General features: G+C 66.1%; 20 protein-coding genes. 7 read left to right on the top strand and 13 right to left on the bottom strand.

Features of this window, described 5'->3' with window-relative positions; all coding sequences use genetic code 11:
* The 3 genes from B4U45_RS10515 to ygfZ all read right to left on the bottom strand — a co-directional run.
* A partial coding sequence (locus B4U45_RS10515) for a PE family protein (protein ID WP_219859394.1) occupies positions 1–1,004 on the bottom strand: 1,004 nt, incomplete at its 3' end.
* Positions 1,005–1,367: 363 nt separating this feature from the next.
* Positions 1,368–1,550 (bottom strand): DUF3073 domain-containing protein, encoded by a 183-nt coding sequence (locus B4U45_RS10510; protein WP_075549438.1) that lies wholly within the window; start codon positions 1,548–1,550, stop codon positions 1,368–1,370.
* Positions 1,551–1,707: 157 nt separating this feature from the next.
* Positions 1,708–2,799: a CAF17-like 4Fe-4S cluster assembly/insertion protein YgfZ gene (ygfZ, locus tag B4U45_RS10505; RefSeq protein WP_219859393.1), complete on the bottom strand. Its 1,092-nt coding sequence runs from the start codon at positions 2,797–2,799 to the stop codon at positions 1,708–1,710.
* Positions 2,800–2,927: 128 nt separating this feature from the next.
* On the opposite strand from ygfZ, the gene B4U45_RS10500 reads away from it, so the two are divergent.
* Positions 2,928–3,842 (top strand): aminodeoxychorismate lyase, encoded by a 915-nt coding sequence (locus tag B4U45_RS10500; protein WP_075549436.1) that lies wholly within the window; start codon positions 2,928–2,930, stop codon positions 3,840–3,842.
* A gap of 242 nt (positions 3,843–4,084) precedes the next feature.
* Here the strand turns inward: B4U45_RS10500 and B4U45_RS10495 are convergent, their stop codons facing one another.
* The 8 genes from B4U45_RS10495 to lmeA all read right to left on the bottom strand — a co-directional run bounded on the left by B4U45_RS10495 (position 4,085) and on the right by lmeA (position 11,762).
* Complete coding sequence (locus B4U45_RS10495; RefSeq protein ID WP_075549435.1) at positions 4,085–5,596, bottom strand: sensor domain-containing protein; 1,512 nt, start codon at positions 5,594–5,596, stop codon at positions 4,085–4,087.
* Between the two features lie 109 nt (positions 5,597–5,705).
* Positions 5,706–8,108: a hypothetical protein gene (locus B4U45_RS10490; protein ID WP_075549434.1), complete on the bottom strand. Its 2,403-nt coding sequence runs from the start codon at positions 8,106–8,108 to the stop codon at positions 5,706–5,708.
* Between the two features lie 111 nt (positions 8,109–8,219).
* Positions 8,220–8,891, bottom strand: coding sequence for a heme-binding beta-barrel domain-containing protein (locus tag B4U45_RS10485; protein ID WP_075549433.1), 672 nt, complete (start codon positions 8,889–8,891; stop codon positions 8,220–8,222).
* A gap of 132 nt (positions 8,892–9,023) precedes the next feature.
* Positions 9,024–9,326, bottom strand: a complete 303-nt coding sequence (locus B4U45_RS10480; protein WP_023367979.1) for a DUF1416 domain-containing protein — start codon at positions 9,324–9,326, stop codon at positions 9,024–9,026.
* Between the two features lies 1 nt (position 9,327).
* Positions 9,328–10,170: a sulfurtransferase gene (locus B4U45_RS10475; RefSeq protein WP_075549432.1), complete on the bottom strand. Its 843-nt coding sequence runs from the start codon at positions 10,168–10,170 to the stop codon at positions 9,328–9,330.
* A gap of 38 nt (positions 10,171–10,208) precedes the next feature.
* Positions 10,209–10,676, bottom strand: a complete 468-nt coding sequence (locus B4U45_RS10470; RefSeq protein WP_075549431.1) for a DUF4395 domain-containing protein — start codon at positions 10,674–10,676, stop codon at positions 10,209–10,211.
* Positions 10,677–10,775: 99 nt separating this feature from the next.
* Complete coding sequence (locus B4U45_RS30370; RefSeq protein ID WP_368076808.1) at positions 10,776–10,943, bottom strand: Ms5788A family Cys-rich leader peptide; 168 nt, start codon at positions 10,941–10,943, stop codon at positions 10,776–10,778.
* A gap of 18 nt (positions 10,944–10,961) precedes the next feature.
* Complete coding sequence (gene lmeA, locus B4U45_RS10465) at positions 10,962–11,762, bottom strand: mannan chain length control protein LmeA (protein WP_075549430.1); 801 nt, start codon at positions 11,760–11,762, stop codon at positions 10,962–10,964.
* 631 nt (positions 11,763–12,393) lie between these two features.
* On the opposite strand from lmeA, the gene B4U45_RS10460 reads away from it, so the two are divergent.
* From B4U45_RS10460 to pstB, 6 genes are all read left to right on the top strand, one after another.
* Positions 12,394–13,158: a winged helix-turn-helix transcriptional regulator gene (locus tag B4U45_RS10460; protein WP_075549429.1), complete on the top strand. Its 765-nt coding sequence runs from the start codon at positions 12,394–12,396 to the stop codon at positions 13,156–13,158.
* A complete protein-coding gene (mshD, locus tag B4U45_RS10455) occupies positions 13,155–14,099 on the top strand; it encodes a mycothiol synthase (RefSeq protein WP_075549428.1) in 945 nt (314 codons plus the stop codon). Before B4U45_RS10460 ends, mshD begins: the two co-directional genes overlap by 4 nt.
* Positions 14,100–14,216: 117 nt before the next feature.
* Positions 14,217–15,341, top strand: a complete 1,125-nt coding sequence (pstS, locus tag B4U45_RS10450; protein WP_075549427.1) for a phosphate ABC transporter substrate-binding protein PstS — start codon at positions 14,217–14,219, stop codon at positions 15,339–15,341.
* A gap of 58 nt (positions 15,342–15,399) precedes the next feature.
* A complete protein-coding gene (gene pstC, locus B4U45_RS10445) occupies positions 15,400–16,425 on the top strand; it encodes a phosphate ABC transporter permease subunit PstC (RefSeq protein WP_075549426.1) in 1,026 nt (341 codons plus the stop codon).
* Positions 16,422–17,336 carry a phosphate ABC transporter permease PstA gene (gene pstA, locus B4U45_RS10440; RefSeq protein ID WP_075549425.1) on the top strand — a complete coding sequence of 305 codons (915 nt, stop codon included), beginning with the start codon at positions 16,422–16,424 and terminating at the stop codon, positions 17,334–17,336. Before pstC ends, pstA begins: the two co-directional genes overlap by 4 nt.
* A 15-nt stretch (positions 17,337–17,351) precedes the next feature.
* Complete coding sequence (gene pstB, locus B4U45_RS10435; protein WP_036407678.1) at positions 17,352–18,128, top strand: phosphate ABC transporter ATP-binding protein PstB; 777 nt, start codon at positions 17,352–17,354, stop codon at positions 18,126–18,128.
* A 10-nt stretch (positions 18,129–18,138) separates the two neighbouring features.
* On the opposite strand, the gene phoU is transcribed toward pstB, so the two are convergent.
* Complete coding sequence (phoU, locus tag B4U45_RS10430) at positions 18,139–18,807, bottom strand: phosphate signaling complex protein PhoU (protein ID WP_023367957.1); 669 nt, start codon at positions 18,805–18,807, stop codon at positions 18,139–18,141.
* A 44-nt stretch (positions 18,808–18,851) separates the two neighbouring features.
* Positions 18,852–21,014, bottom strand: coding sequence for an LCP family protein (locus B4U45_RS10425; RefSeq protein WP_083028380.1), 2,163 nt, complete (start codon positions 21,012–21,014; stop codon positions 18,852–18,854).
* Positions 21,015–21,112 lie beyond the last annotated feature (98 nt).

Raw genomic sequence — 21,112 nt, 5'->3', positions numbered from 1 at the left:
CCACCGCCGGTGCCGCCGATCCCGCCGCCGCCTCCGCCGCCGGCACCAAAGCCGGAGCCGGAGTCGCCGGCGCCACCGGCGCCGCCGGCGCCGCCGGGTGCCCCGGGACCACCTGCTCCACCAGCACCTCCACCACCCCCACCATTAGCCCCGGGGGCGGTGCTGTCGGTGCCGCCGGTGCCGCCGCTGCCCCCAGCTTGCCCGCTGACCGTGCCGTCGGAGCCGGGCCCCCCTCCGGCATGGGCGCCGGCGTTGACGCCGTGAGCCGCGGGCGTGGTTGGCGCGGCGAGACCGGGATTCACCCCGTCCGTGCCGAGTCCCCCGGCTCCACCGCGCCCACCGGCTCCGCCGAACCCGAACAATCCGGCGTCACCGCCGGCCCCGCCGCTGCCACCCAGGCCCCCCGCTACGGCCGCGGCCCCGCCGGACCCACCAACGCCGCCGTTGCCGTACAGCCAGCCGCCCGCACCCCCGGCGCCCCCTGCTGCCCCGGCCCCACCAGCACCCCCAGCGCCTCCATTGCCGATCAATCCCGCGGCCCCCCCAGCACCACCGGCAACCCCCGCGGTCGTGCTGGCACCACCATTGCCGCCGTTGCCGTACAGCAGGCCCCCGGGCCCACCGGGTTGACCCGGTGCGCCCGGCGTCCCGTCACCAATGAGCGGACGTCCCAACAACGTACGCGTAGGGGCGTTGACCGCATCGAGCACCAGCTGCTGCACATTGACCGCTTCGGCACCGCCATACGAGTTTGCTGCGGCCACCAACGCCCGCACAAATTGCTGTTCAAAGACAGCAGCCTGGGCGCTGAGCGCCTGATAGGCCTGCCCGTGGTTAGCGAACAACGCCGCGACGGCCACCGACACCTCGTCGGCAGCAGCAGCCTCTACCGTCGTGGTAGCCCCCGCCACGGCGGCATCCGCAACGCCAACCGCCGATCCCACCCGGGCCAAGGCCGCCGCCGCCTCTACCATCCATGCGGGTTGGGCCACCACTAACGACATCGCACGCCTTCCGTTCGACGGGCCACACCGAAATCAGACGTCCCGAGTATGACAGCAGATACTCACCCGGAATCCCGCATTTCGTCGCAACAGTGCGGATCATGCCCACGTGCTGCTCAGGATGACTGAGCGGGACAACAAACGGACAACGTCGTTGCCGTCCTTGCCGGAGGGGCACCGAAAGCAACACCACCCCGGTCCAGCCGTTAACAGGCCCACTCGTACCTACGGTTGGGGTGGATCGCCCCTACCGATGGCTCATCGGAAAACGCGGCCCGATCGCCGGGTATTCATTCGCGTAGTTGTGGATCCGACGGCCCGCACGGCCGCAGAACGGGGGAAAACGCGGCCCTGGGTGCGCTTCTAGCGGCGCCAGCTGTCCTCGTCGGCCCACGAGTCGTCGACGTCGTCGTCTACGTGGTCGGATGCATCGGCACTTGCTCCCGACAGCTCACGCTGAAGCCGCTGGAAGTCGGTCTGCGGGGAGCTGTATTTGAGTTCTCGAGCAACCTTGGTCTGCTTTGCCTTAGCCCGGCCGCGGCCCATGGGGGGACCCCCTCGCGAAATAACGGAGCGGCCTACGAGGAGGCGGCTCCGATCTCTTAGTGTCGTTATTGTCCTGCCGACAGCTTACCGTGCCCGTGCGCGAGCGTGGGCACGCCCTGGCACCCAAGTGCGGCCAGCATGGCGGACGTCACACGTTTCACCGAACACCGCGTCGTAATCGTTCGACGGCCAGCCGCCCGGCGCCAACGTGGTCGGCAGGCGGCAAGGACTCGGCGTCGATCACCGCGGCGATATCGGCATCGGGGCCGGTCGTGAGCTCGGTGTCGACAGGCAGGCCACGCTTGACCAGAGCCAGAGCGATGGGGCCGAGGTCGACGTGCTCGACCACCGTTCCGACGCGTCCGACGGCGCGACCGCCCGCCATCACCGCGTCACCGGTGGACGGCCGATCCCCCGACCCGTCCAGATGCAACAGCACCAGCATTCGCGGCGGTTTGCCGAGGTTGTGCACCCGCGCGACGGTTTCTTGTCCGCGGTAGCAGCCCTTGTCCGGGTGTACGGCCCCGAGCCGGGGCCCGCCGATCCCGCCCACCTCGTGGGGAATGGTGCGTTCGTCGGTGTCGACGCCCAGCCGGGGGCGTCTGGCGGCCACGCGGTGCGCTTCGTAGGTCCACACCCCGGCCGGTCGGACACCGGCGTGCGCCAAGCGGTGCTGCCAGTCAGCGCAGCCAGCGCGGGGTACAAGCAGGTCTGATTCGATATGCCCGGCGGGAGCCGGCATCCGGCGCACGAATCCACCGCCGGCGAGCGGGACCGCGGCCATTTCGGACGGCAATGCATCCAGGCCCAACACGTCCAGTACCGCTGGATCGGCCAATCGGGGGCCCAGCAGCGACAGCACTGCCAGGTCGGCGGCCTCAGGGGTGACGGCGGCCCAGAACACCATCTTTCGCAGATAGCTCAACAGCGGTTCGCCCCGCCACGGTTCGGTGTCGAGGTAGGTGGTGTCAGCCAACTCGGTTTGGATCCAGTGGTCTTCTACCCGGCCTTGCCCGTCCAGGCTGAGATTCTCGGTGCTGGCACCTTCGGGCAGATCACTGACATGCTGCGTGGAAATGCTGTGCAGCCAGGTCTGCCGGTCCTTGCCGGTCAAGGTGATGACGGCCCGGTGGGAGCGGTCGACGAATACGGCCTCGATTTCGGCCGCGCGCTGTTCACCCAACGGATCACCGAAATGCCAGATCGCGCCGGCGTCGGGACCTGGGTCTGGGGCTGGCACTGCGTTCACACGTCGACTCTACGGAAAGACTCTACGGAAACTCGACGCAGCGAACTCCCCGAACCGAGCGGGCTCGACCCGCTGCGCGCGGCACTGCCGCGCTTGCGATCACGGTGGCGCCATTAGGCTCCTGGGGCATGGCTGGGCAGACTGGCGTTGTCGTCACGCTCGACGGGGAAATCCTCGAGCCGGAGACGCCGTTGTTGCGCGCCGATGACCTCGCCGCGGTCCGGGGTGACGGTGTCTTCGAGACGCTGCTGGTGCGCGACGGCGCGCCATGTCTGGTGGAGCCGCATCTGCAACGGCTGACCCATTCGGCCCGACTGATGGATCTGCCCGAACCGGACCTCGCCGGCTGGCGGCACGCGATCAACCTGGCGACGCAGCGGTGGGTTGCCGGCACCCGCGACGAGGGTGCGATGCGGCTGATCTACAGCCGCGGCCGGGAGAGCGGTCCGCCGCTCGCGGCAGGTGAGCCCGCCGCGACCACGGCCTACGTGATGGTCAACCCCGTCCCGGACCGGGTCGGCGCGGTCCGGCGTTCCGGCCTCGCGGCGATCACCCTGGACCGCGGACTGCCGGCCGGCGGCGCCGACACCATGCCCTGGCTCATGGCCGGCGCCAAGACGCTGTCCTACGCGGTCAACATGGCCGCCCTGCGTCACGCCGCCCGGCAAGGCGCCGGCGACGTCATCTTCGTCAGCACCGACGGCTACATCCTCGAAGGACCCCGCTCCACGGTGATCATCGCTACCGACGATGACGGCATGGCCGGCGGTAATCCGTGCCTGCTGACGCCGCCGCCGTGGTATCCGATCCTGCGCGGCACCACCCAACAAGCCCTCTTCCACGTGGCCCGGGCCAACGGCTACGACTGCGACTACCGGGCCTTGCGAGTATCCGATCTGGTTGCCGCTCAAGGGGTTTGGCTGGTATCGAGTATGACCCTGGCGGCTCGCGTGCACACCCTCAACGGCCGGCGACTACCCCCCGCACCGATCGCCGCCGCGTTCGCCGAATTGGTCGATGCGGCCATCGTCAGCGACCGCTGAAGACGCCAATTCTGTTGTCGGCAGCTCGAAGTGAGGGTACGGTCAGCCGTACACAGGAAAGGAGGTGGTCCGCGAAATTGATAGCTTCATGGACATGTGAGGTGGCTACGCGCTAGCTGCAATGGCTCGGAAGAGCCGGCGTTCAACGCGCGCTGGCGAATCCCACGTAGCCACCCGGCCCTCGAGCTTCCGGTCTGTCCAACCGGAAATGCGCTCGGGGGCCGCTCCATTTGTAGCCGGTGTCACTTCGCCGCTTTGGTGCTCATCTGTTCCGCGATCTGGCCGGCTCCGTCACCGATGTCGGTACCGCAGGCCTCCACCTCGATGACCACATCCGATACCGCCCTCATGACATGTTGGCAGGCTTTCCCGCTGCCGCCGGTCTCGGTGCGTACCTGGGCGATCTTGGGGGAAGCCCCGGTCACATCCCCGAAGGTCCATTCGCTGGTTTTGGTCGAAGTGGTGAACTTGACTGTCTGGTTAGCGCAGGCCGCCCATTTGTCTGCGGACGCCTGTACAAATGCCCGAGCTTTCTCGGCCGACGGGAAGGTAGCTGCGGCTTCGATCACCCGGTGCGCCGGGTTCTCGCCTTGGGTGTGCAGGACTTGGCTGCGCACCTCGGTAGGGGAATGGGGCCGATACACCGACTCCTGGAGGGGTTCGTAGGCCCCCAGGCATGCCGGGTCCGAGAGCGTCCCCTGCGGGGTGCGCAGTTGGTCGCCGTGCGCAGAGACCATCATGTTCTGGTCTCCGAGAATCTGTCCGACTTCCGCGGCGCCGACCAGCATCGGTTCGATGCGGGATGAGGCCGCCGGAGCCGCCGGAACCGTGGAGCCACCCGGCTTGGCCACCGGTTTCCGGTTGCCGCCCTGAGTGGCGAACACCGCGATCAACGCGACCGCGACGACGACGGCCAAGACGGCGCCGCCGATGACGAGCAGCCGCTTGTTCGACTGGCCGTTGGCCCCGCTTGGCGCCACTTGCGCCGGCGATGGCCGAGACTGGGCGCTGGGTGCGGGCGCCGCCTCGGTCGCCGGCACCGGAGTCGGTTGCGGTTCGGCTTGCGGCGCTGACGATGCGGCGGCCGGGCCCGCTTCGACGGCGCCGATTTCGGCGAGCACATTGTCGATTTCGGTGCGGGTGCGGTAGGTGACGTCGTGTCGCATCCGCAGCATGCGCAGCAGCTGCGCGATATCGCTGCGAGCGCTCGGATCGTCACCGTCCTCGTCGAGCCCCGACCGCAGCTCCACCAGCATTTGGAGCTGTTGCTGGGGGCTGAGCTCCTTTTCGGCCAGGGTGTCGCCGAGCCGCATCAGATAGCCGAACGGTACGGGTGGTTCCTCCGGCAGCGGCGAGGGCAGCGGCGGCACTTTGTCGCGCAGCGCGTGGATCGCCGTGACCAATTGAATGCCGGCATCAACGGTCGGGTTCTGGTAGTTGATGATCTGCAACGTCGAGACCGGATTTACCCGCACACTGTCGACCGGCCCGACCTGTACCGGAAGGATCGGCCGTTGCAGAGCTTGCGCGTAGCGCAATTCGGCCTGGCTGGGCTTGGACTGCAGCCAGTGATTCGACAGCGCGACGATGAACACGTCCGATGCGCGAATCTGCTCCAGGATCTTGTTCCACCAAGCATCGCCGCCGCCCAGCTCTTGATCGAACCAAACCTGCTGCTGGGCACGCCGAAGCGCCGTCGTCAGGGCTTCCAGCGACGACCGGTCTTGGCTCGAGTAGCTGATAAATATGGCCATAGCAGTCTCCGATTGAGGGGGCGCGGGGAGCTAACACGGCGAATCCGTCAAGCGACGGTAGCGCATGGCATTGAGCACAGCAATCTGGCTTTGGCAAACGTGCGCCGCATCATGACGCCGGTTGGCGCCGATGGGTAGTACTATCCGGTCCCTCGTGGATGTCCGCATCCTCCGGCGGACGAAGTTCGACGTAGCGGCGGGCGAACTCGTCCCCGGGAACTGGCCATTGCTCGCCGTCACTGCCGCGTACCACCCAGTCTCCGTCCGCGGCGGTCGTCGGCCCCTCCAGGGTGTTGATCGTCTCGCCCGCGTGCGCGGGCCGACCCTGCACCTGCCCCTTCCTGCGCCATTGTCCGTCGCCAACGTCCTCGTAAGTGGCCCTGAAGATGTCGTCGCGCACCGACCAGGTCTTGCCGTCGGCGTGGACGGCCCAGTCTCCCGCGGCCGCGCGCATGGTCTGGCCCGAATCCGACTTCCATGTCCACGGGCTGCTCCGCTGCTCAGCGGTGACCGTCCCGACACGAGTGAAGGATCGCCACATCGGGCGTGACCGGTAGCCCAGCTGGCGCAGGCTCCACAGGGTGGCCGCCAGGCTGCGCACCGCGGCGTTGAGCAGGTCGGGATTGCTCTCCACCTCCGACCAGTCGACCAGCTTGTCGTGGATTCGGCGGGAATCGTCGCGGGGGGTTCCGTACTTCCAGCCGTTTCGACGGTAGTAGCGACACCAGTCCTCGTGTTCCGCCTTGGCCATGCTCAGCGCCGAGTAGCGGTCGAAGCCCATCAGGGCGAGCTGTTCCAGCGGCGGCAGATCGGCCATGTCCCGGCCGGAGAGCTGGGCCGGCGGGGTGCCCCAGGTGTTCCAGGTGTGTCCGGCGATCCGTTCGACCATCCAGAGCGCGTTGCGCACCTGGCGACGGTTGGACCCGCGGTAGAACTCGTCGAGTTGGGCCCACGGCATCACCGCCGGGGATCTCGGCGCGTTCGGGTCGATGGTGGCGACATAGCGCTCGTGGATCAGCCTCGCCGCGCGTTCCCAGGCGTCCTGTACCTGACCCTGGCGGGTGTCCAGCGCCAGGCTGTAGGTCTGCAGCAGGCCGACGATCTGCGAGGAATCGTCGGTGCCCCGGGCGTTGGGGTCCCAGGCGTAGACGGGCATCGCGGGCAGGCGGGCGCCCAGCCTGGTTCCGGTGGCCGCGGAATGGGTGTCGACCAGAATCACCGCGCACGTCGCCGGGTCGGCGTCACCGATCAGACGCAGCAGAGTCGGGACCGTCGGCGCCTCGGGCACCGCGTCGATCATCGGGCCCTCCGACAAGAAGCCAGCCTGCTGGCGGTAGAACTGGTGGTCCTTGAGGTAGTCGTCGGCGTCTCGTTCCACCAACGTGAGCGCCGGCAGCGGCGGCACCCCGGGCGGGGTGTAGAAGTCGCGTTCGAGGGCTCGCCGAGTCAGGTCGGCACACAGTGCCAGCGTCAATTGTGAAGTGCCGCAGATAAATACGCGCCGTATATTGGGTGTCGCGATGATGCCGTCGAGCAGTCGGCCGGCGGTCACCTCGTACCGGCCGACCACGTCGGCGGCCCATCTGGTGTCGGAGCCGCCGAACTGCTGGGCCCGCCATGCCTCGGCCAGCCACGGGTCGTCGATGCGAACGATCAGCGGCAACCGCTGTTTGTCGCCGATCTCGGCGAGCCGACGACCGATCAGGTCCAGCCACATCAGGTTGGTCGCCGGATCGGGCGACATCAGATAGAGCCGCCCGAGATGTCGCCACAGTCGCAGCGACACCAGGGTGGACGGGGCGTTGAGGTCGACCAGCACCACCCGGGCGCCCAACCTGCGGACCCGCTGCACCCGGTCATCGCCGGCGTTGGTGATCACCACCAGGGTGCTGCGCCGGTCCAGCGTCCGCGCGATCGCGCTGACCATCGATTCGGTGTCGTCGTCGACACCCACGATCGCGGTGACCGAGTCGGCGAGGTTGGCCCGCAGCCGGTCCACCTGGGAGCGGAAGACGCCGACCACGACGCCGCCCAAGCCGGTGAAGATCGCCGACAGCGCCGCTATGCGGGCCAGTTCCAGGCCGACGGGCGTGGGATTGGGGCAGGTGCGCCCGCTGAGCGAGGTGTCCCCGGTGCTGCCTTTGACTAGTTGGGCGGTCCACATCAGCGGGGTGAAAAAAGCCGGATGGTTGGCGTCATGACAACCCCAGTACGAGCTGAGGCCCAACACCGCGCTCATGGTGATGAGCAATGCAATCACGGTGAACGAAACACCCACCAGCCGGTGACTGCTGTTTCCCCGGAAGTTCAGCACCGAGACCGCGATCAAAACCGACACCACGACCGCGATGGTCGCCATCGATCCCGGGCGGCCGAACCAGCCCAGCCATGACGGCAGCAGATCGAGAATCGCTGGTTGCAGGGCTACCGCGGCGAGATATCCGATCAACAGCACCCCGATTACCGACACCACCCAGCGAGCCACCGGCGAGGGTGTCCTGCTGCGCGCCATCCGCCGGCTCCTTTCTTTGGTGTATCGGCTGCTCGGACGTCGAACAGTACACGCAGAACCAGTGGCCGAAGGCAACAAATGGGCCGGTGACCGTCAGCGGATCACGTGTCGTCAGCCCACGAATCTGGACAGGCGCGCCGACAGATGGGGTACCAATCCGCCGTCGGCGTCCACCCGCTCCTCGACATAGGCGAGGTCGCCGCCTTCGACGATGCCGTAGAGCCGCTTGGCCCCGCCGACCAGCACGCCGGAGCGGCTCCGGGCCAACGCGTCGGTGACCAACTCCCAGGACGACTGGTTGCGCGGGCGGCCATAGAACAACTCGACGTAACCGGCGGAGTGCGCCAGCAGCAACTCGATGGCCTGCGACTCGCTCGGGTCGTCGGGATCGCTGACAAAACGCCAGAAGCCCGTCTCGCGTAAACCCGGTTCGTGGTACTCACCGGTGTCGGTGAGACGCCACGACCGGGCTTCCCAATTCAAATAGTCTCCGCCGTCGTGGGAGACGACGATCTGCTGGCCGAAGCGGTAGTCCCCGTCGTGCGCGCGGCCCTCCCCTTCGCCACGCCACACACCGACCAGCGGCAGCAGTGCCAGCAGTGCGTCGTGCAGGCTGGCGCCTTGGCGCAGGTTCGCGGTGTCGGCGGGCAGCGGCAAATCATCGAAGGCGGGAATATTGCGGGCCGCGGTCAGCTTCGCGCGTTCGGCCGCTTGAAAAATTCCAGCGACGGCGCGGTCGCCGGAGCCCGCAACCGGCCCGTCACGGCCGTCGTCTGGGGTCACGACTCGTCGGTGATCAGCCGATACAGCGCATACAGCGCGAACCAGGAGATGACCACTGTCGCCAGGATCAGCATGATCTCGAAGAACAGCACCACGCGGATGAGTCTATCCGGGATCAGCCTGGAGCGGCCGTCAGGCGATCTTGACGTCGACCTCGTGAATGCCCGCGCCCGACGGTCTGACCACCGCGTCACCATTGCCGACTTTCGACAGTGCGCGCACCGTCCAGGAGCCCGGCGCGGCGAAGAACCGGAAGTCGCCGGTGGCCGACGCGACCACCTCCGCCGTGAACTCGTCGGACGAGTCCAGCAGTCGGACGAAGGCGCCGCCCACGGCTTGGCCGTCGCGGTCCACGACACGACCGGTGATCACTGTTTCCTTCTCCAGGTCGACACTGGCAGGCAGCGTCAGTCCTTGCTTCGGCGCAGTGCACATATCAGTTTCCCAACTCGATCGGGGCACCCACCAGGGAGCCGTATTCCGTCCAACTGCCGTCGTAGTTCTTGACGTTCTTGTGCCCGAGCAATTCGTGCAAGACAAACCAGGTGTGCGAGGACCGCTCCCCGATTCGGCAGTACGCGATCGTCTCTTTCGCGCCGTCCAGGCCGGCATCGGCGTACAACTGGGCCAGTTGCTCGTCGGACTTGAAGGTGCCGTCCTCGTTGGCGGCCTTGCTCCACGGCACGTTGATCGCCCCGGGAATATGGCCGGGCCGCTGGCTTTGTTCCTGCGGCAAATGCGCCGGCGCCAGGATCTTCCCGGAGAATTCGTCGGGGGATCGCACGTCGACCAGGTTCTTGACGCCGATGGCCGCGATCACCTCGTCGCGGAATGCGCGGATGGCATTGTCCGGCGGGGCCGCGCTGTAGGAGGTCGCGGGCCTGGTGACGGCGTCGGTGGACAGCGGGCGGCCGTCGAGTTCCCACTTCTTGCGGCCGCCGTCGAGGAGCTTGACCTTCTCGTGGCCGTACAGCTTGAAATACCAGTAGGCGTAGGCGGCGAACCAGTTGTTGTTGCCGCCGTAGAGGACCACGGTGTCGTCGTTGGAGATGCCGCGGTCGCTGAGCAATTTCGAGAATTGCTGGGCGTCGACGAAGTCGCGCTTGACGGGGTCCTGCAGATCGGTGCGCCAGTCCAGCTTGATGGCACCGGGGATGTGGCCGTCGTCGTATGCGCTGGTGTCCTCGTCGACTTCGACGAAGACGACGTTGGCTGCTCCCGGATTGCTGAGATTGCTCTCAGCCCAGTCGGCAGAGACCAGGACGTCGGAGCGTGCCATGGTGGGAATCCTTTCGATGAGCGTCAGATAAACAGCAGTTAGGCGGGAAGGGCGCCGCGCCGCAGCCGGGTTAGCAGCGGGTAAAGCTGGCAGCCCAGGCAGATGCCGAAGGCCGCGTTCAGGAACGCGGCCGCCAGCGCGAACGAAGTCGCAACGACACCCACCACGACGGGGCCGACGGCGAAGCCGATGATGCCGCAGACCGCGAAAACAAATCCGACCAGTTGGGCAAACTTCAGCGGTGGCACCGGCTCTCGTTCTCGCACCGGGCTCAGGCGGGGCGACACAAACGTCGAGAACAGCAGCCCATAGGGATGCCGGCGCGGCCCAAATGCGGCTCCGACCGCGAACACGACGGCCTGGATGCCCAAAGCGACCGCGGCAGCTACCGGGCTGACGGCGGAAATGATCAAGACGAGCCCCAGGACTCCCGTCGTCAGCCACGCGGCGAATCGCGGCCCGCGGACATCCACACCCAGTTGGGCGGGGGTGGTATCACTCGACACGAATTACTCCTAGATACGCCGATTGCACGGAAAAGGTGGGAGATATGCCACGGTGGGTCTCCGAGGCTGCTCCGAGCGCTGCGCGGACGACGCGGCTACTCAGCAGCTACAGCAACAACAACAGCCCGTGACGCGACACAGATCAACTGCGCGTCGCTTGGTGAGCTTGAGCTCGAGGCGGGCTGACACGTCGGTCAGCTTACCCAATGGCGTAGTGATCAAGCCAACAGCCTCGTCGGGGTGGGGCTGGCGGCGTTGAGCTGCCATGGGGCGTCGATCCGGTGGTCATGACTGCCGAAATCCGGTGAGCGCAACGGTGACGTCATAGGTGATGCCTTCGATGATGACGTCCGACCCGCGTGCGCCCACAGTGTTCGGCGCCACCCCGAATGGCAGTTTCTGGTTGGGCAACCTGCTACTGAAGGCGTGCAGTACCGCCTCCCGCTTGTCGTCCGGAACGGGCTGGTCCGCGGTGTCGGGGCCGGTCACCACTCCGGTCGGTGTGATCACCAAGGTCTCCCGGCTGCCAGGATCGATGGACAGATCCACCGCGACACTGACCCGACGATCGAAGTTGGCTGACTTCGGTGTTCCGCTGAAAACGAGCCCGCGACTGCCCGATATGCCCGATTCGGTGGTGCCGCCGGTGGCATCGTTGCTCTCCTGGGGAGGCGCCTGCACCATCAGATCGGACATTCCCAGGTAGCGGCCCAGGTGCATGGAGTCGATGATGATGCGGCTTTCCAGCTCGTGCACCGACAACCTCGAGTCGGGCCGTATCAGCCAGGATGCGTGAGACAAATCGATGGAGTGCATGGTGGCTTCGAGCGTGGCGGTGCCCACCGTCGGGTGCTCGATGGCGTACGCCTTGATCTCCAGCTCGCCGTAGCGGTCTCGCATCGCTTGTGGGATGAAGGGAAAGCCGAGGATGGCGACGAAGGGATCAGAGTTCAGGTTGGCTGCCTCGCGCACGCTGGTCGAAAGCCGATATTCGGCGTAAATACTGGCGCCGAAGTCGACGCCGACAGCGCCGAGGACGACGACGGCCACGGCGGCGACACCGATCAGCACCTTGCGCATCCGCATATTGTGGCCTATCGCCCCGAGCTATCCGATCGTCTGGCCGAGTTCGCTGGCGTCGCCGTCCACGGCGTTTCATGGCGATCGTGTCTGAAGTTGCCCATTTTGGGCGCAGCGTGTGGACGGCATCTGAATTTTGACCCGCTGGACGCAGGCCTGACGTCGGGTGTGCGCTGGTGGCGTCGGGTGTGCGCTGGTGGCGTCGGGTGTGCGCTGGTGGCGTCGGGTGTGCGCTGGTGGCGTCGGGTGTGCGCTGGTGGCGCCGGGTGTGCGCTGGTGGCGCCGGGTGTGCGCTGGTGGCACCGAGTGTGCCGTCAGGGCGGCCGATCGTGGTCAGAGCCGCCCTACATGCACAATCAAAGCCGTCGCCGCACACTCGATACGGTGGCATGACAGCCGATTCGGTGAGCACGTGAGACATGCCTCCCGGGCTGGTGTCGATTGCCCGGCTCCTCGGCAGGCAAAGCCCGCGTCGTCGCCGGGCTGGTGTCGATTGCCCGGCTCCTCGGCAGGCAAAGCCCGCGTCGTCGCCGGGCCAAAGACCAGGTGGCGAGTTATCGTTAGACGATCTGGCCGCTAGAGTTCACCGGTTGCGCTGAATCAGGGAGATGCCTTCCCCCGACGCTGGAGGGGATCGTTGGAATTACTACTACTGACCTCGGAGCTGTATCCCGACCCAGTCCTGCCGTCGCTGTCGCTGCTTCCGCATAACGTGCGGACGGCCCCGCCGGAGGCTTCGTCGCTTCTGGAGGCCGGTAACGCGGATGCGGTGCTTGTCGACGCGCGCAACGACCTGTCGGCCGCGCGCGGTCTGTGCCGTCTGCTGAGCACTGCGGGCCGGTCCGCGCCGGTATTGGCCGTGGTGACCGAGGGCGGGCTGGTGGCAGTCAGCGCTGACTGGGGGCTGGATGAGATCCTGCTTCCCAGTACCGGGCCGGCCGAGATCGACGCCCGACTGCGCCTGGTGGTTGGCCGCCGCGGCGGTCTATCCGAGCAGGAAGGCGTCGGCAAGGTCAGCCTGGGGGAACTGGTGATCGACGAAGGCACCTACACCGCGCGACTTCGCGGCCGACCGCTCGACCTCACCTACAAGGAATTCGAACTACTGAAATACCTCGCTCAACATGCCGGACGGGTTTTCACGCGTGCGCAGCTACTCCACGAGGTATGGGGATACGACTTCTTCGGCGGCACCCGCACTGTCGATGTGCACGTTCGGCGATTGCGGGCCAAACTCGGCCCCGAGCACGAAGCCCTGATCGGCACCGTCCGCAACGTTGGTTACAAGGCGGTGCGGCCCGCGCGGGGCCGAACCGCGGTCGTCGAGCCCGACGACGAAGGATCGGGACCCGACTCCGCAGATTTTCAGGACCCGCTGGTCGACCCGCTGCGCAGTCAGTGACGCCAGGGGAGTGGCGCTCGGCGCTGACAGCCGATCAGCAGCAGGAAGTACGCGAAATAATCTCGGCGGCAACAGAATTCGACGGCGTAGCGCCGGTGGGCGAGCAGGTGCTGCGAGAATTGGGACAGCAGCGCACGCACCATCTGGTGGTCTCTGATTCAAGAGCGGGCAACGCGATTGTCGGCTATCTCAACCTGAGCCCGGCTCACGACGCCGATTCCGCGATGGCCGAGTTGGTCGTTCACCCGCAGGCCCGGCGTCGCGGTGTCGGCACCGCCATGGTGTGCGCCGCGCTGACAAAAACCCATGGGAAAAACCAATTCTGGGCGCACGGCACCCTGCAAGCCGCGCGGGCCACCGCCGCGGCGCTGGGTCTGGCCCCGGTGCGCGAACTGGTGCAGATGCGCCGCTCGCTGCGCGATATCCCCGAACCGGCAATCCCCGACGGGCTGCGGATCCGCCGCTACGCCGGCCCGACCGATGATGCCGAGCTGCTTCGGGTCAACAACGCCGCGTTCTCATACCACCCGGAACAAGGTGGCTGGACGCAATTGCAGTTGGCCGAACGGCGCGGCGAACCATGGTTTGATCCGGCGGGCCTTTTCCTGGCGTTCGATGTTTCCTCGGGCCGCGAGGCCAAGCTGCTGGGTTTCCACTGGACCAAGATTCACCACGACCAGCCGGGCCTTGGCGAGGTCTACGTTCTCGGCGTCGATCCGGCAGCCCAAGGACGTGGACTCGGTAAGGCGTTGACGTTGATCGGTCTCAGCTCGTTGGCGCGGCGGCTGGCCGGCGCCGGCACTGCCCAAGAACCCACCGTGATGCTGTATGTGGAGTCGGACAACGTCGCAGCCATGCGGACCTATCACAGCCTGGGATTTGTCACCCATAGCGTCGACACGGCCTACGCGCTGCCCGGCTCGGATCCGGGACTCGACTGACGATCGCCAACCGGCAAGTTCCGGCACGACGCATAGTTAATGGTTGACTTGGCAATTCGTCCTGAAGACGGCCGTGCAGCGCCGCAATCGTCGAAATGCATTCAGGGAGCGAGATCGATGAGGCTCGACACGGTGGGCAGGGCATTTGCGGCGGCGGTGGCGGTAATCACCGCCTGCGGTGGGATCCTCACCGCATGCGGTAGCGATCAAAACCTCGGTGGTTCCTCGGCGAATGGCTCCGGAGCACCGCTGGCAAAGGCCGACTGCAGCGGCCGCGATGCGCTGACGGCCGAGGGATCGACTGCCCAGCAGAACGCCATGGCGTTGTTCAACCAGGTGTGGGGTCGGGCGTGTCCGGGCAAGAAGGTGTCCTACAACCCGACCGGGTCAGGCGCCGGTCGCGAGCAGTTCATCGCCGGGCATGTTGACTTCGCGGGATCGGACTCGCCCCTGGTCGCCGAACAGATCGGTCCGGCGGCCAACCGGTGCAAAGGAAACCCGGCCTGGGACCTGCCGCTGGTATTCGGGCCAATTGCGTTGGTGTACAACCTCGCTGAGGTAAAAACCCTGGTCCTCGACGCCGATACGATGGCCAAGATCTTCAGCGGCTCCATCCGGACGTGGAACGACCCGATCCTTGCGGCCCTCAATCCTGGTGTGGCACTTCCTAATACCAAAATCATCCCGGTGTACCGCAAGGATTCGTCGGGAACCACCGACAACTTTCAGAAGTATCTGACCGCCGCCGCGCCGCAAAGCTGGAGCCGAGGTGTCGGCGGCGAGTTTCACGGCGGCGTCGGGGAAGGCGTCGAAAGGTCGGCCGGTGTCATCCAAGCCGTACAGGTCACGCCAGGCTCGATCGGTTATGTCGAGAAAGGCTTCGCTGACCGCGCCGGTATACCGTTCGCCCAGATCGACACCGGCAACAGCGTCGTGCCGCTCACCGAGGAAACGGCTCGCAAGGCAATCGACTCCGTCACGTTTGCGGCCAGCGGAAACGACCTCGTTCTGGAGCTGAACTCGATCTTCGCCATCCAGGACCCGGGTGCCTATCCGTTGGTACTGGCGACCTACGAGATTGTGTGCTCGAAGGGATACCCGCCCGACATCGGTGCCGCGGTCAAGGCGTTTCTCACCACTGCCGTCAACAACGGTCAGACTGGCCTTCCGTCGGCCGGCTACGTTCCGGTGCCAGATAGAGTAAAAGAACGCCTGGTCACCGCCATAAACGCCCTGCAGTGACTGCTTGACCACGAACGACGCTGATGGAAGACGAGCCAACAGGATCGACGGGATCGCAGTGACAGTGCCCAACCCAGCCGAGCCGCGCGCGATTGTCGCCGCACCTTTTCCGGAGCCGCCGGCAACCTCCATCAACCCTTGGGGCAACGGCAAACCCAGTCTGGGAGACCGGCTGTTTCGCCGGCTGTCGCAGGGTTCCGGCGTCTTGATCATCGTTCTGATCGCCGCGATCGGCGCGTTTCTGCTGTGGCGTGCGATACCGGCACTGGCGCGCAACAAAGAAAACTTCTTGACCTACGGCGGAACCTGGAAGACCGCCGACCCGTCGGCGATGCACTTCGGAATCCCCGATCTGCTCCGGGTGACCACGTTCGTATCGCTATTCGCTCTGGTGCTGGCCATGCCCGTCGCGCTGGGCGTGGCCATCTTCCTGACGCAGTATGCGCCGCGACGGTTCGCCATGCCGCTGGCCCACCTGGTCGATCTGCTGGCCGCGGTGCCGTCGATCATCTACGGCGTGTGGGGTTTGCACGTGCTGGCGCCACGCCTGCGACCGGTCGCGACCTGGCTCAACCACACCTTGGGTCACTGTTTCCTGTTCGCCGGCGGCAATACCTCAATCAGGGGCGGGGGCAACGTCTTCACCGGCGGCATCGTCCTGGCGGTGATGATCCTGCCGATCATCACCGCGGTCACGCGCGAAGTGTTCGCCCAGACCCCGCACGGCCAGATCGAGGCGGCGCTGGCGCTCGGCGCCACCCGCTGGGAGGTCGTCACGACAACCGTGTTGCCGTTCGGACGGTCCGGATACATCAGCGGCGCGATGCTGGGCCTGGGACGGGCCCTGGGCGAAACGGTGGCGCTGTTGATCATTTTGCACGGTACCCAGCAAGCCTTCGGCTGGTCGCTGTTCGATGGTGGTTCGACCTTCGCCACCAAGATCGCCGCCGCCGCATCGGGTCTCGACAACCCCTACCAAGCCGGTGCCTACCTGGCCGCAGGACTGATGCTCTACCTGCTCACCTTCGTGGTCAATGCCGCGGCACGCACGGCCCTGGCCGGAGCGGGAAGGGCCACCCGATGACCTCGATGCTGGATCGGCCGGTCAAAGCACGCGCACTGCCCGCATTAGGCCGGCGCCGTCGAGTCACCAACAACGCGGCCGCCGTGCTGGTCACACTGTCGATGGCGGTCGCGCTGACGCCCCTAGCCTGGGTGCTGGGCTCGGTGCTGGTCAACGGCGTCCGGACGGTCATGTCGAGCACCTGGTGGACGCATTCACAGGCCGGGATGACGTCATTGAAAGCCGGCGGTGGCGCCTACCACGCGATCGTCGGCACGGTGTTGCAAGGTCTGGTGTGTGCGGCGATATCCATCCCGATCGGCGTCCTGGTGGCCATCTATCTGGTCGAATACGGCGGCGCCGGCGCGCTGCGCAGGGTGGTCTCCTTCATGGTGGACATCCTGACCGGCGTGCCGTCGATCGTGGCGGCGCTGTTCATCTATGCCCTGTGGGTCGCGGTCCTGGGCTTGCCCCGCTCCCAGCTCGCGGTGTCACTGGCGCTGGTGTTATTGATGCTGCCGGTGATCGTGCGGTCGACCGAAGAGATGCTGCGCATCGTCCCGGTAGATCTGCGTGAGGCCAGCTACGCGCTGGGAGCGCCCAAGTGGAAGACCATCGCCAAGATCGTGATACCGACCGGCTTGTCCGGCATCGTGACCGGCATCCTGGTGGCCTTGGCCAGGGTGATGGGGGAGACGGCGCCGCTGCTGATCCTGGTTGGTTATGCACAGACAATGAACTTCGACATATTCAGCGGATTCATGGGGTCGCTGCCGGGCATGATGTATGACCAGGCGACGACGGGCGCCGGCATCAGCCCGGTCCCCACAGACCGACTGTGGGGCGCCGCGCTGACGCTGATGTTGCTGATCGCGATGATAAATATCGGCGCCAGGGTGGTCGCCGCCATCCTCGTCCCCAAGAAGTCGTAGGCAGGAGCACTCAGAGTGGCCAAGCGGTTGGACCTCAAGGACGTCAACATCTATTACGGGTCGTTTCAGGCCGTCGCCGATGTGTCCTTGTCGATTCTGCCTCGCAGCGTGACGGCGTTCATCGGCCCGTCGGGGTGCGGCAAGACCACGGTGTTACGCACGCTGAACCGGATGCACGAAGTGGTCCCCGGCGGGCGCGTCGAAGGCACCGTGCTGCTCGACGACGAAAACATCTACGGGCCCGGCATCGACCCGGTCGGGGTGCGGCGGGCGATCGGGATGGTTTTCCAGCGGCCCAACCCGTTCCCCGCGATGTCGATTCGCGACAACGTGGTCGCCGGCCTGAAGTTGCAGGGCCTGCGCAACCGCAAGGTGCTCGACGAAACTGCCGAATATTCGTTGCGCGGCGCCAACCTGTGGGACGAGGTCAAAGACAGGCTCGACAAGCCTGGCGGCGGGTTATCCGGCGGGCAGCAGCAGCGGTTGTGTATCGCACGGGCCATCGCGGTCCAGCCCGACGTGTTGCTCATGGATGAGCCATGTTCGGCACTGGATCCCATCTCCACGATGGCGATCGAAGACCTGATCAGTGAATTGAAGCAGGACTACACGATCGTCATTGTCACGCACAACATGCAGCAGGCCGCCCGGGTGAGCGATCAGACGGCGTTCTTCAATCTGGAGGCCGTAGGCAAGCCGGGGCGCCTGATAGAAATCGACGACACCGAGAAGATCTTCTCCAACCCGAGCCAGAAATCCACCGAGGACTACATCTCCGGGCGTTTCGGTTAGCGCGCTCGAATTAGCGCGAGTGTGGCGTCGTCTCGTCTTCGGGGAATCTCCCGGTCGCCTGGAAGATCACGCGTCGCGCCACTTCGACGGCATGGTCGGCGAAGCGTTCGTAGAACCGGCCCAGCAGCGTCACGTCGACTGCCGCTGCCACGCCATGCTTCCATTCCCGGTCCATCAGCACGCTGAACAAATGCCGGTGCAGATCGTCCATCGCGTCGTCTTCCTCGCGGATCCGGGCCGCTTTCTCCGGGTCGCGGGACAACACGACCTCCTGCGCGCTGTTGCCCAATTCGACTGCGACTCTGCCCATTTCGGCAAAATAGCCTTTGACCTCTTCGGGTAACGCATGCTGCGGATGCCGCCGGCGGGCGATTTTGGCGACGTGCAGGGCAAGTGCTCCCATCCGGTCGATATCGGCCACCATCTGGATCGCGCTCACGATCGCCCGAAGATCACCGGCGACCGGGGCCTGCAGGGCCAGCAGGACGAACGCGCTTTCCTCGGCGCGGGCGCTCAGCGTTGCGATCTTTTCGTGGTCGGAGATCACTTGTTCGGCCAACACCAGATCGGCCTGCAGCAAGGCTTGGGTTGCCCGCTCCATGGCGATGCCTGCCAGCCCGCACATCTCACCGAGCCGCTCGGACAATTCCGAGAGTTGCTCGTGGTAAGCGGTTCGCATGTGATAAAGCCTACGTTCTCGACGCCGGATACGCCGTGAAGCGCTTACTCGCAGGTGGTGTCGGCGGCGTTGGTGACCGTCAGATCCTCGGGCAGCTTGGTCGGCGGGGTGCTGGAATTCCGGTTGATCTGCATGCTGACCGACGAGCCGCTGGGCGGCGGGGTGGACACCGAACTGAAATCCGGGCCGAGAACGACCTGAACCACGTGTCCGATCCCGGTGACCCGCTCGACTTTCGAATTGCCGAATGCCGCGGCCACGGTCGCCGCGGCCTGCTCATTGCCCGGGGAAAAGAAGACCGTGGTGGCCTTCAACGAACTCGGGTAGTCGTCCGGCGTCATCACGTTGAAGCCGTTTCGCTTGAGCTGGTTGGCCGCGGTGGTCGCCAGGCCGGCGGTACTGGTCCCGTTCGAGACCTGCACCGTGATTTCCTGCGGCGACGTGGTGATCACCTGTTCGCGCTGGACCTCGCCGGTGGTGTTGGGCGGGGCCGCCTTCTTCGTCGTGGTCGGCGCCGTCGTCGGCGAGTTCCCCAGCGTCTGCGCGTTGTGGTCGTTCTCCAACGGCAACGGATCGTCGTTGATGATGGCGGCGAACAGCGCTTTCATGTCGGCCGTCCGGGGCGGCTCGTCGCCGTTCTGGTCCGTCACGCCGGTGGGCACGGTGACGAACGTGACGTGGCCGGCCGCCATGTGCTGCAACGACTGGCCCAGCTGTACCAGATCCTTGGTCTTGACGTTGTCCACGTAGCTGTTGCCGATGAACATGTTGACGACGTTGTTGAGCTTGTTGAGGTTCATCAACGTGTCCTCGGAGATCAGCGAACGCAGCAGTGACGACAAGAACAGTTGCTGACGTTTGATGCGACCGTAGTCGCCGTTGCTCTCGGTGGTGACTTGGCGGGCTCGCACATAGTTCAAGGCCGTCGGCCCGTCGATGATCTGACGTCCGGCGTGTTCGAGCACCGTGCCCAATTCGTAGTCGCGCAGCGCAGTGGTGCTGCACACCTCGACGCCGCCGAGGGCTTCGACCATTCGCGCGAAACCGACGAAGTCGATGGCGATGAAGCGGTTGATGCTCAGGCCGGACAGCTTCTGGATGACCTTCACCAGGCATTTCGGGCCGCCGAAAGAAAACGCCGAGTTCAGCTTCGTTTCGGTGTAGACCATCCGGGGACCCCACGTCCCCCTCTTCTCGTCGTAGATCGGGCCGTACTTGCCGGTGTCGGGATTCCATGCCTCGCACTGGATGGGGGTGATCGCCAGGTCGCGGGGGAACGACACCGCCACCACCCGCTTCCGGTTCGCCGGGATGTTGACCAGCATGACGGTGTCCGACCGGGCACCGCCGGCGTCCTCGGTGTCACCGGCACCGATCTCGGAATTCGCGCCGGCGCGCGAGTCCATGCCGACGATCAGGAAGTTTTCGTCGCCGTACTGCCCGTTGGGGTCGACGATGTCGCCGGAGTTCGGGTCGAGCGCGCTTACCGTGTTCAGCCGTTCGTTTTTCGATGCGCTCCACTGCCACGCCCCGCCGGTCAGGACCAGCGCCAGCACGGCGAACATGGCCGCCAGTGACCGCCCGGCCAGCAGCATCGGCCGCCGGCGCGAACGCGGTTTCTTTGTCCGGTTCTCCCGGCGCTTCGGGGTTTTTGAGCGCTTGACGACAGGTGCCCGCGACGACGCGGCCGGCTCGCCCTCGGGTGGCTCGGATGCGGCGGTTTCCGGTGCGAAGGCGGCCGACCCGAGGTCGGGCAGCTCGGAGAGGAGTTCTGAAGAGTAGGCCGGAATGGCGATGACCTGGGTGTCCAGTTGGTCCGCGTCGTCGGGGACCGCCACGTCCATCCGGGATGGTTGCGACGGCTCCGCGACGGGATCGGGGTCCGGCGCGCTGTGGCGATGGGTGGGACGGGCGGGCGCAGGTGCGCCGAGTTTGGCGATCAGCTCCGCGACGCTGACTCCGCCGTTGACGTGGCAGCCGACCTCTGCGGGCTCTGCGTGGTCCGGGCCGCCGTGATGTCCGGCCGCATCGCCGGATGACACTCCCGACCAGCGGAGCAAGCTGTCCTCGGGCGGCGGCGCGAACAACCGCTCCCACGGCGCGGCGCCCAGTGTCGCCGGCGGGTTCAGGGTGACCGGTTGGGCGTCGTTGCGGGAGCCGGACACGCGCCGAAGGTCAGGAGTGGCGTCTTTGTCGCCGTCACTCATGTCCCATCGGCCTCCGAAAATATGATCCGGACATTTGGGTTGTCCGTGCACACGTCAGCGCAGCGCCGAGCCGATCGGCGCCGCGCCATGCATAAAGC

The sequence above is a fragment of the Mycobacterium persicum genome (assembly GCF_002086915.1).
Taxonomy (GTDB): domain Bacteria; phylum Actinomycetota; class Actinomycetes; order Mycobacteriales; family Mycobacteriaceae; genus Mycobacterium; species Mycobacterium persicum.
The sequence above is the reverse complement of the archived record's forward strand: the minus strand, read 5'-3'. Positions and strand labels throughout refer to the sequence as shown.

Coding starts and splice junctions, on each gene's coding strand:
- B4U45_RS10510 (WP_075549438.1), bottom strand. CDS start 1,550: ATGGGCCGCGGCCGGGCTAAGGCAAAGCAGACCAAGGTTGCTCGAGAA.
- B4U45_RS10500 (WP_075549436.1), top strand. CDS start 2,928: ATGGCTGGGCAGACTGGCGTTGTCGTCACGCTCGACGGGGAAATCCTC.
- B4U45_RS10495 (WP_075549435.1), bottom strand. CDS start 5,596: ATGGCCATATTTATCAGCTACTCGAGCCAAGACCGGTCGTCGCTGGAA.
- B4U45_RS10490 (WP_075549434.1), bottom strand. CDS start 8,108: ATGGCGCGCAGCAGGACACCCTCGCCGGTGGCTCGCTGGGTGGTGTCG.
- B4U45_RS10480 (WP_023367979.1), bottom strand. CDS start 9,326: ATGTGCACTGCGCCGAAGCAAGGACTGACGCTGCCTGCCAGTGTCGAC.
- B4U45_RS10475 (WP_075549432.1), bottom strand. CDS start 10,170: ATGGCACGCTCCGACGTCCTGGTCTCTGCCGACTGGGCTGAGAGCAAT.
- B4U45_RS30370 (WP_368076808.1), bottom strand. CDS start 10,943: ATGGCAGCTCAACGCCGCCAGCCCCACCCCGACGAGGCTGTTGGCTTG.
- lmeA (WP_075549430.1), bottom strand. CDS start 11,762: ATGCGGATGCGCAAGGTGCTGATCGGTGTCGCCGCCGTGGCCGTCGTC.
- pstS (WP_075549427.1), top strand. CDS start 14,217: ATGAGGCTCGACACGGTGGGCAGGGCATTTGCGGCGGCGGTGGCGGTA.
- pstA (WP_075549425.1), top strand. CDS start 16,422: ATGACCTCGATGCTGGATCGGCCGGTCAAAGCACGCGCACTGCCCGCA.
- phoU (WP_023367957.1), bottom strand. CDS start 18,807: ATGCGAACCGCTTACCACGAGCAACTCTCGGAATTGTCCGAGCGGCTC.
- B4U45_RS10425 (WP_083028380.1), bottom strand. CDS start 21,014: ATGAGTGACGGCGACAAAGACGCCACTCCTGACCTTCGGCGCGTGTCC.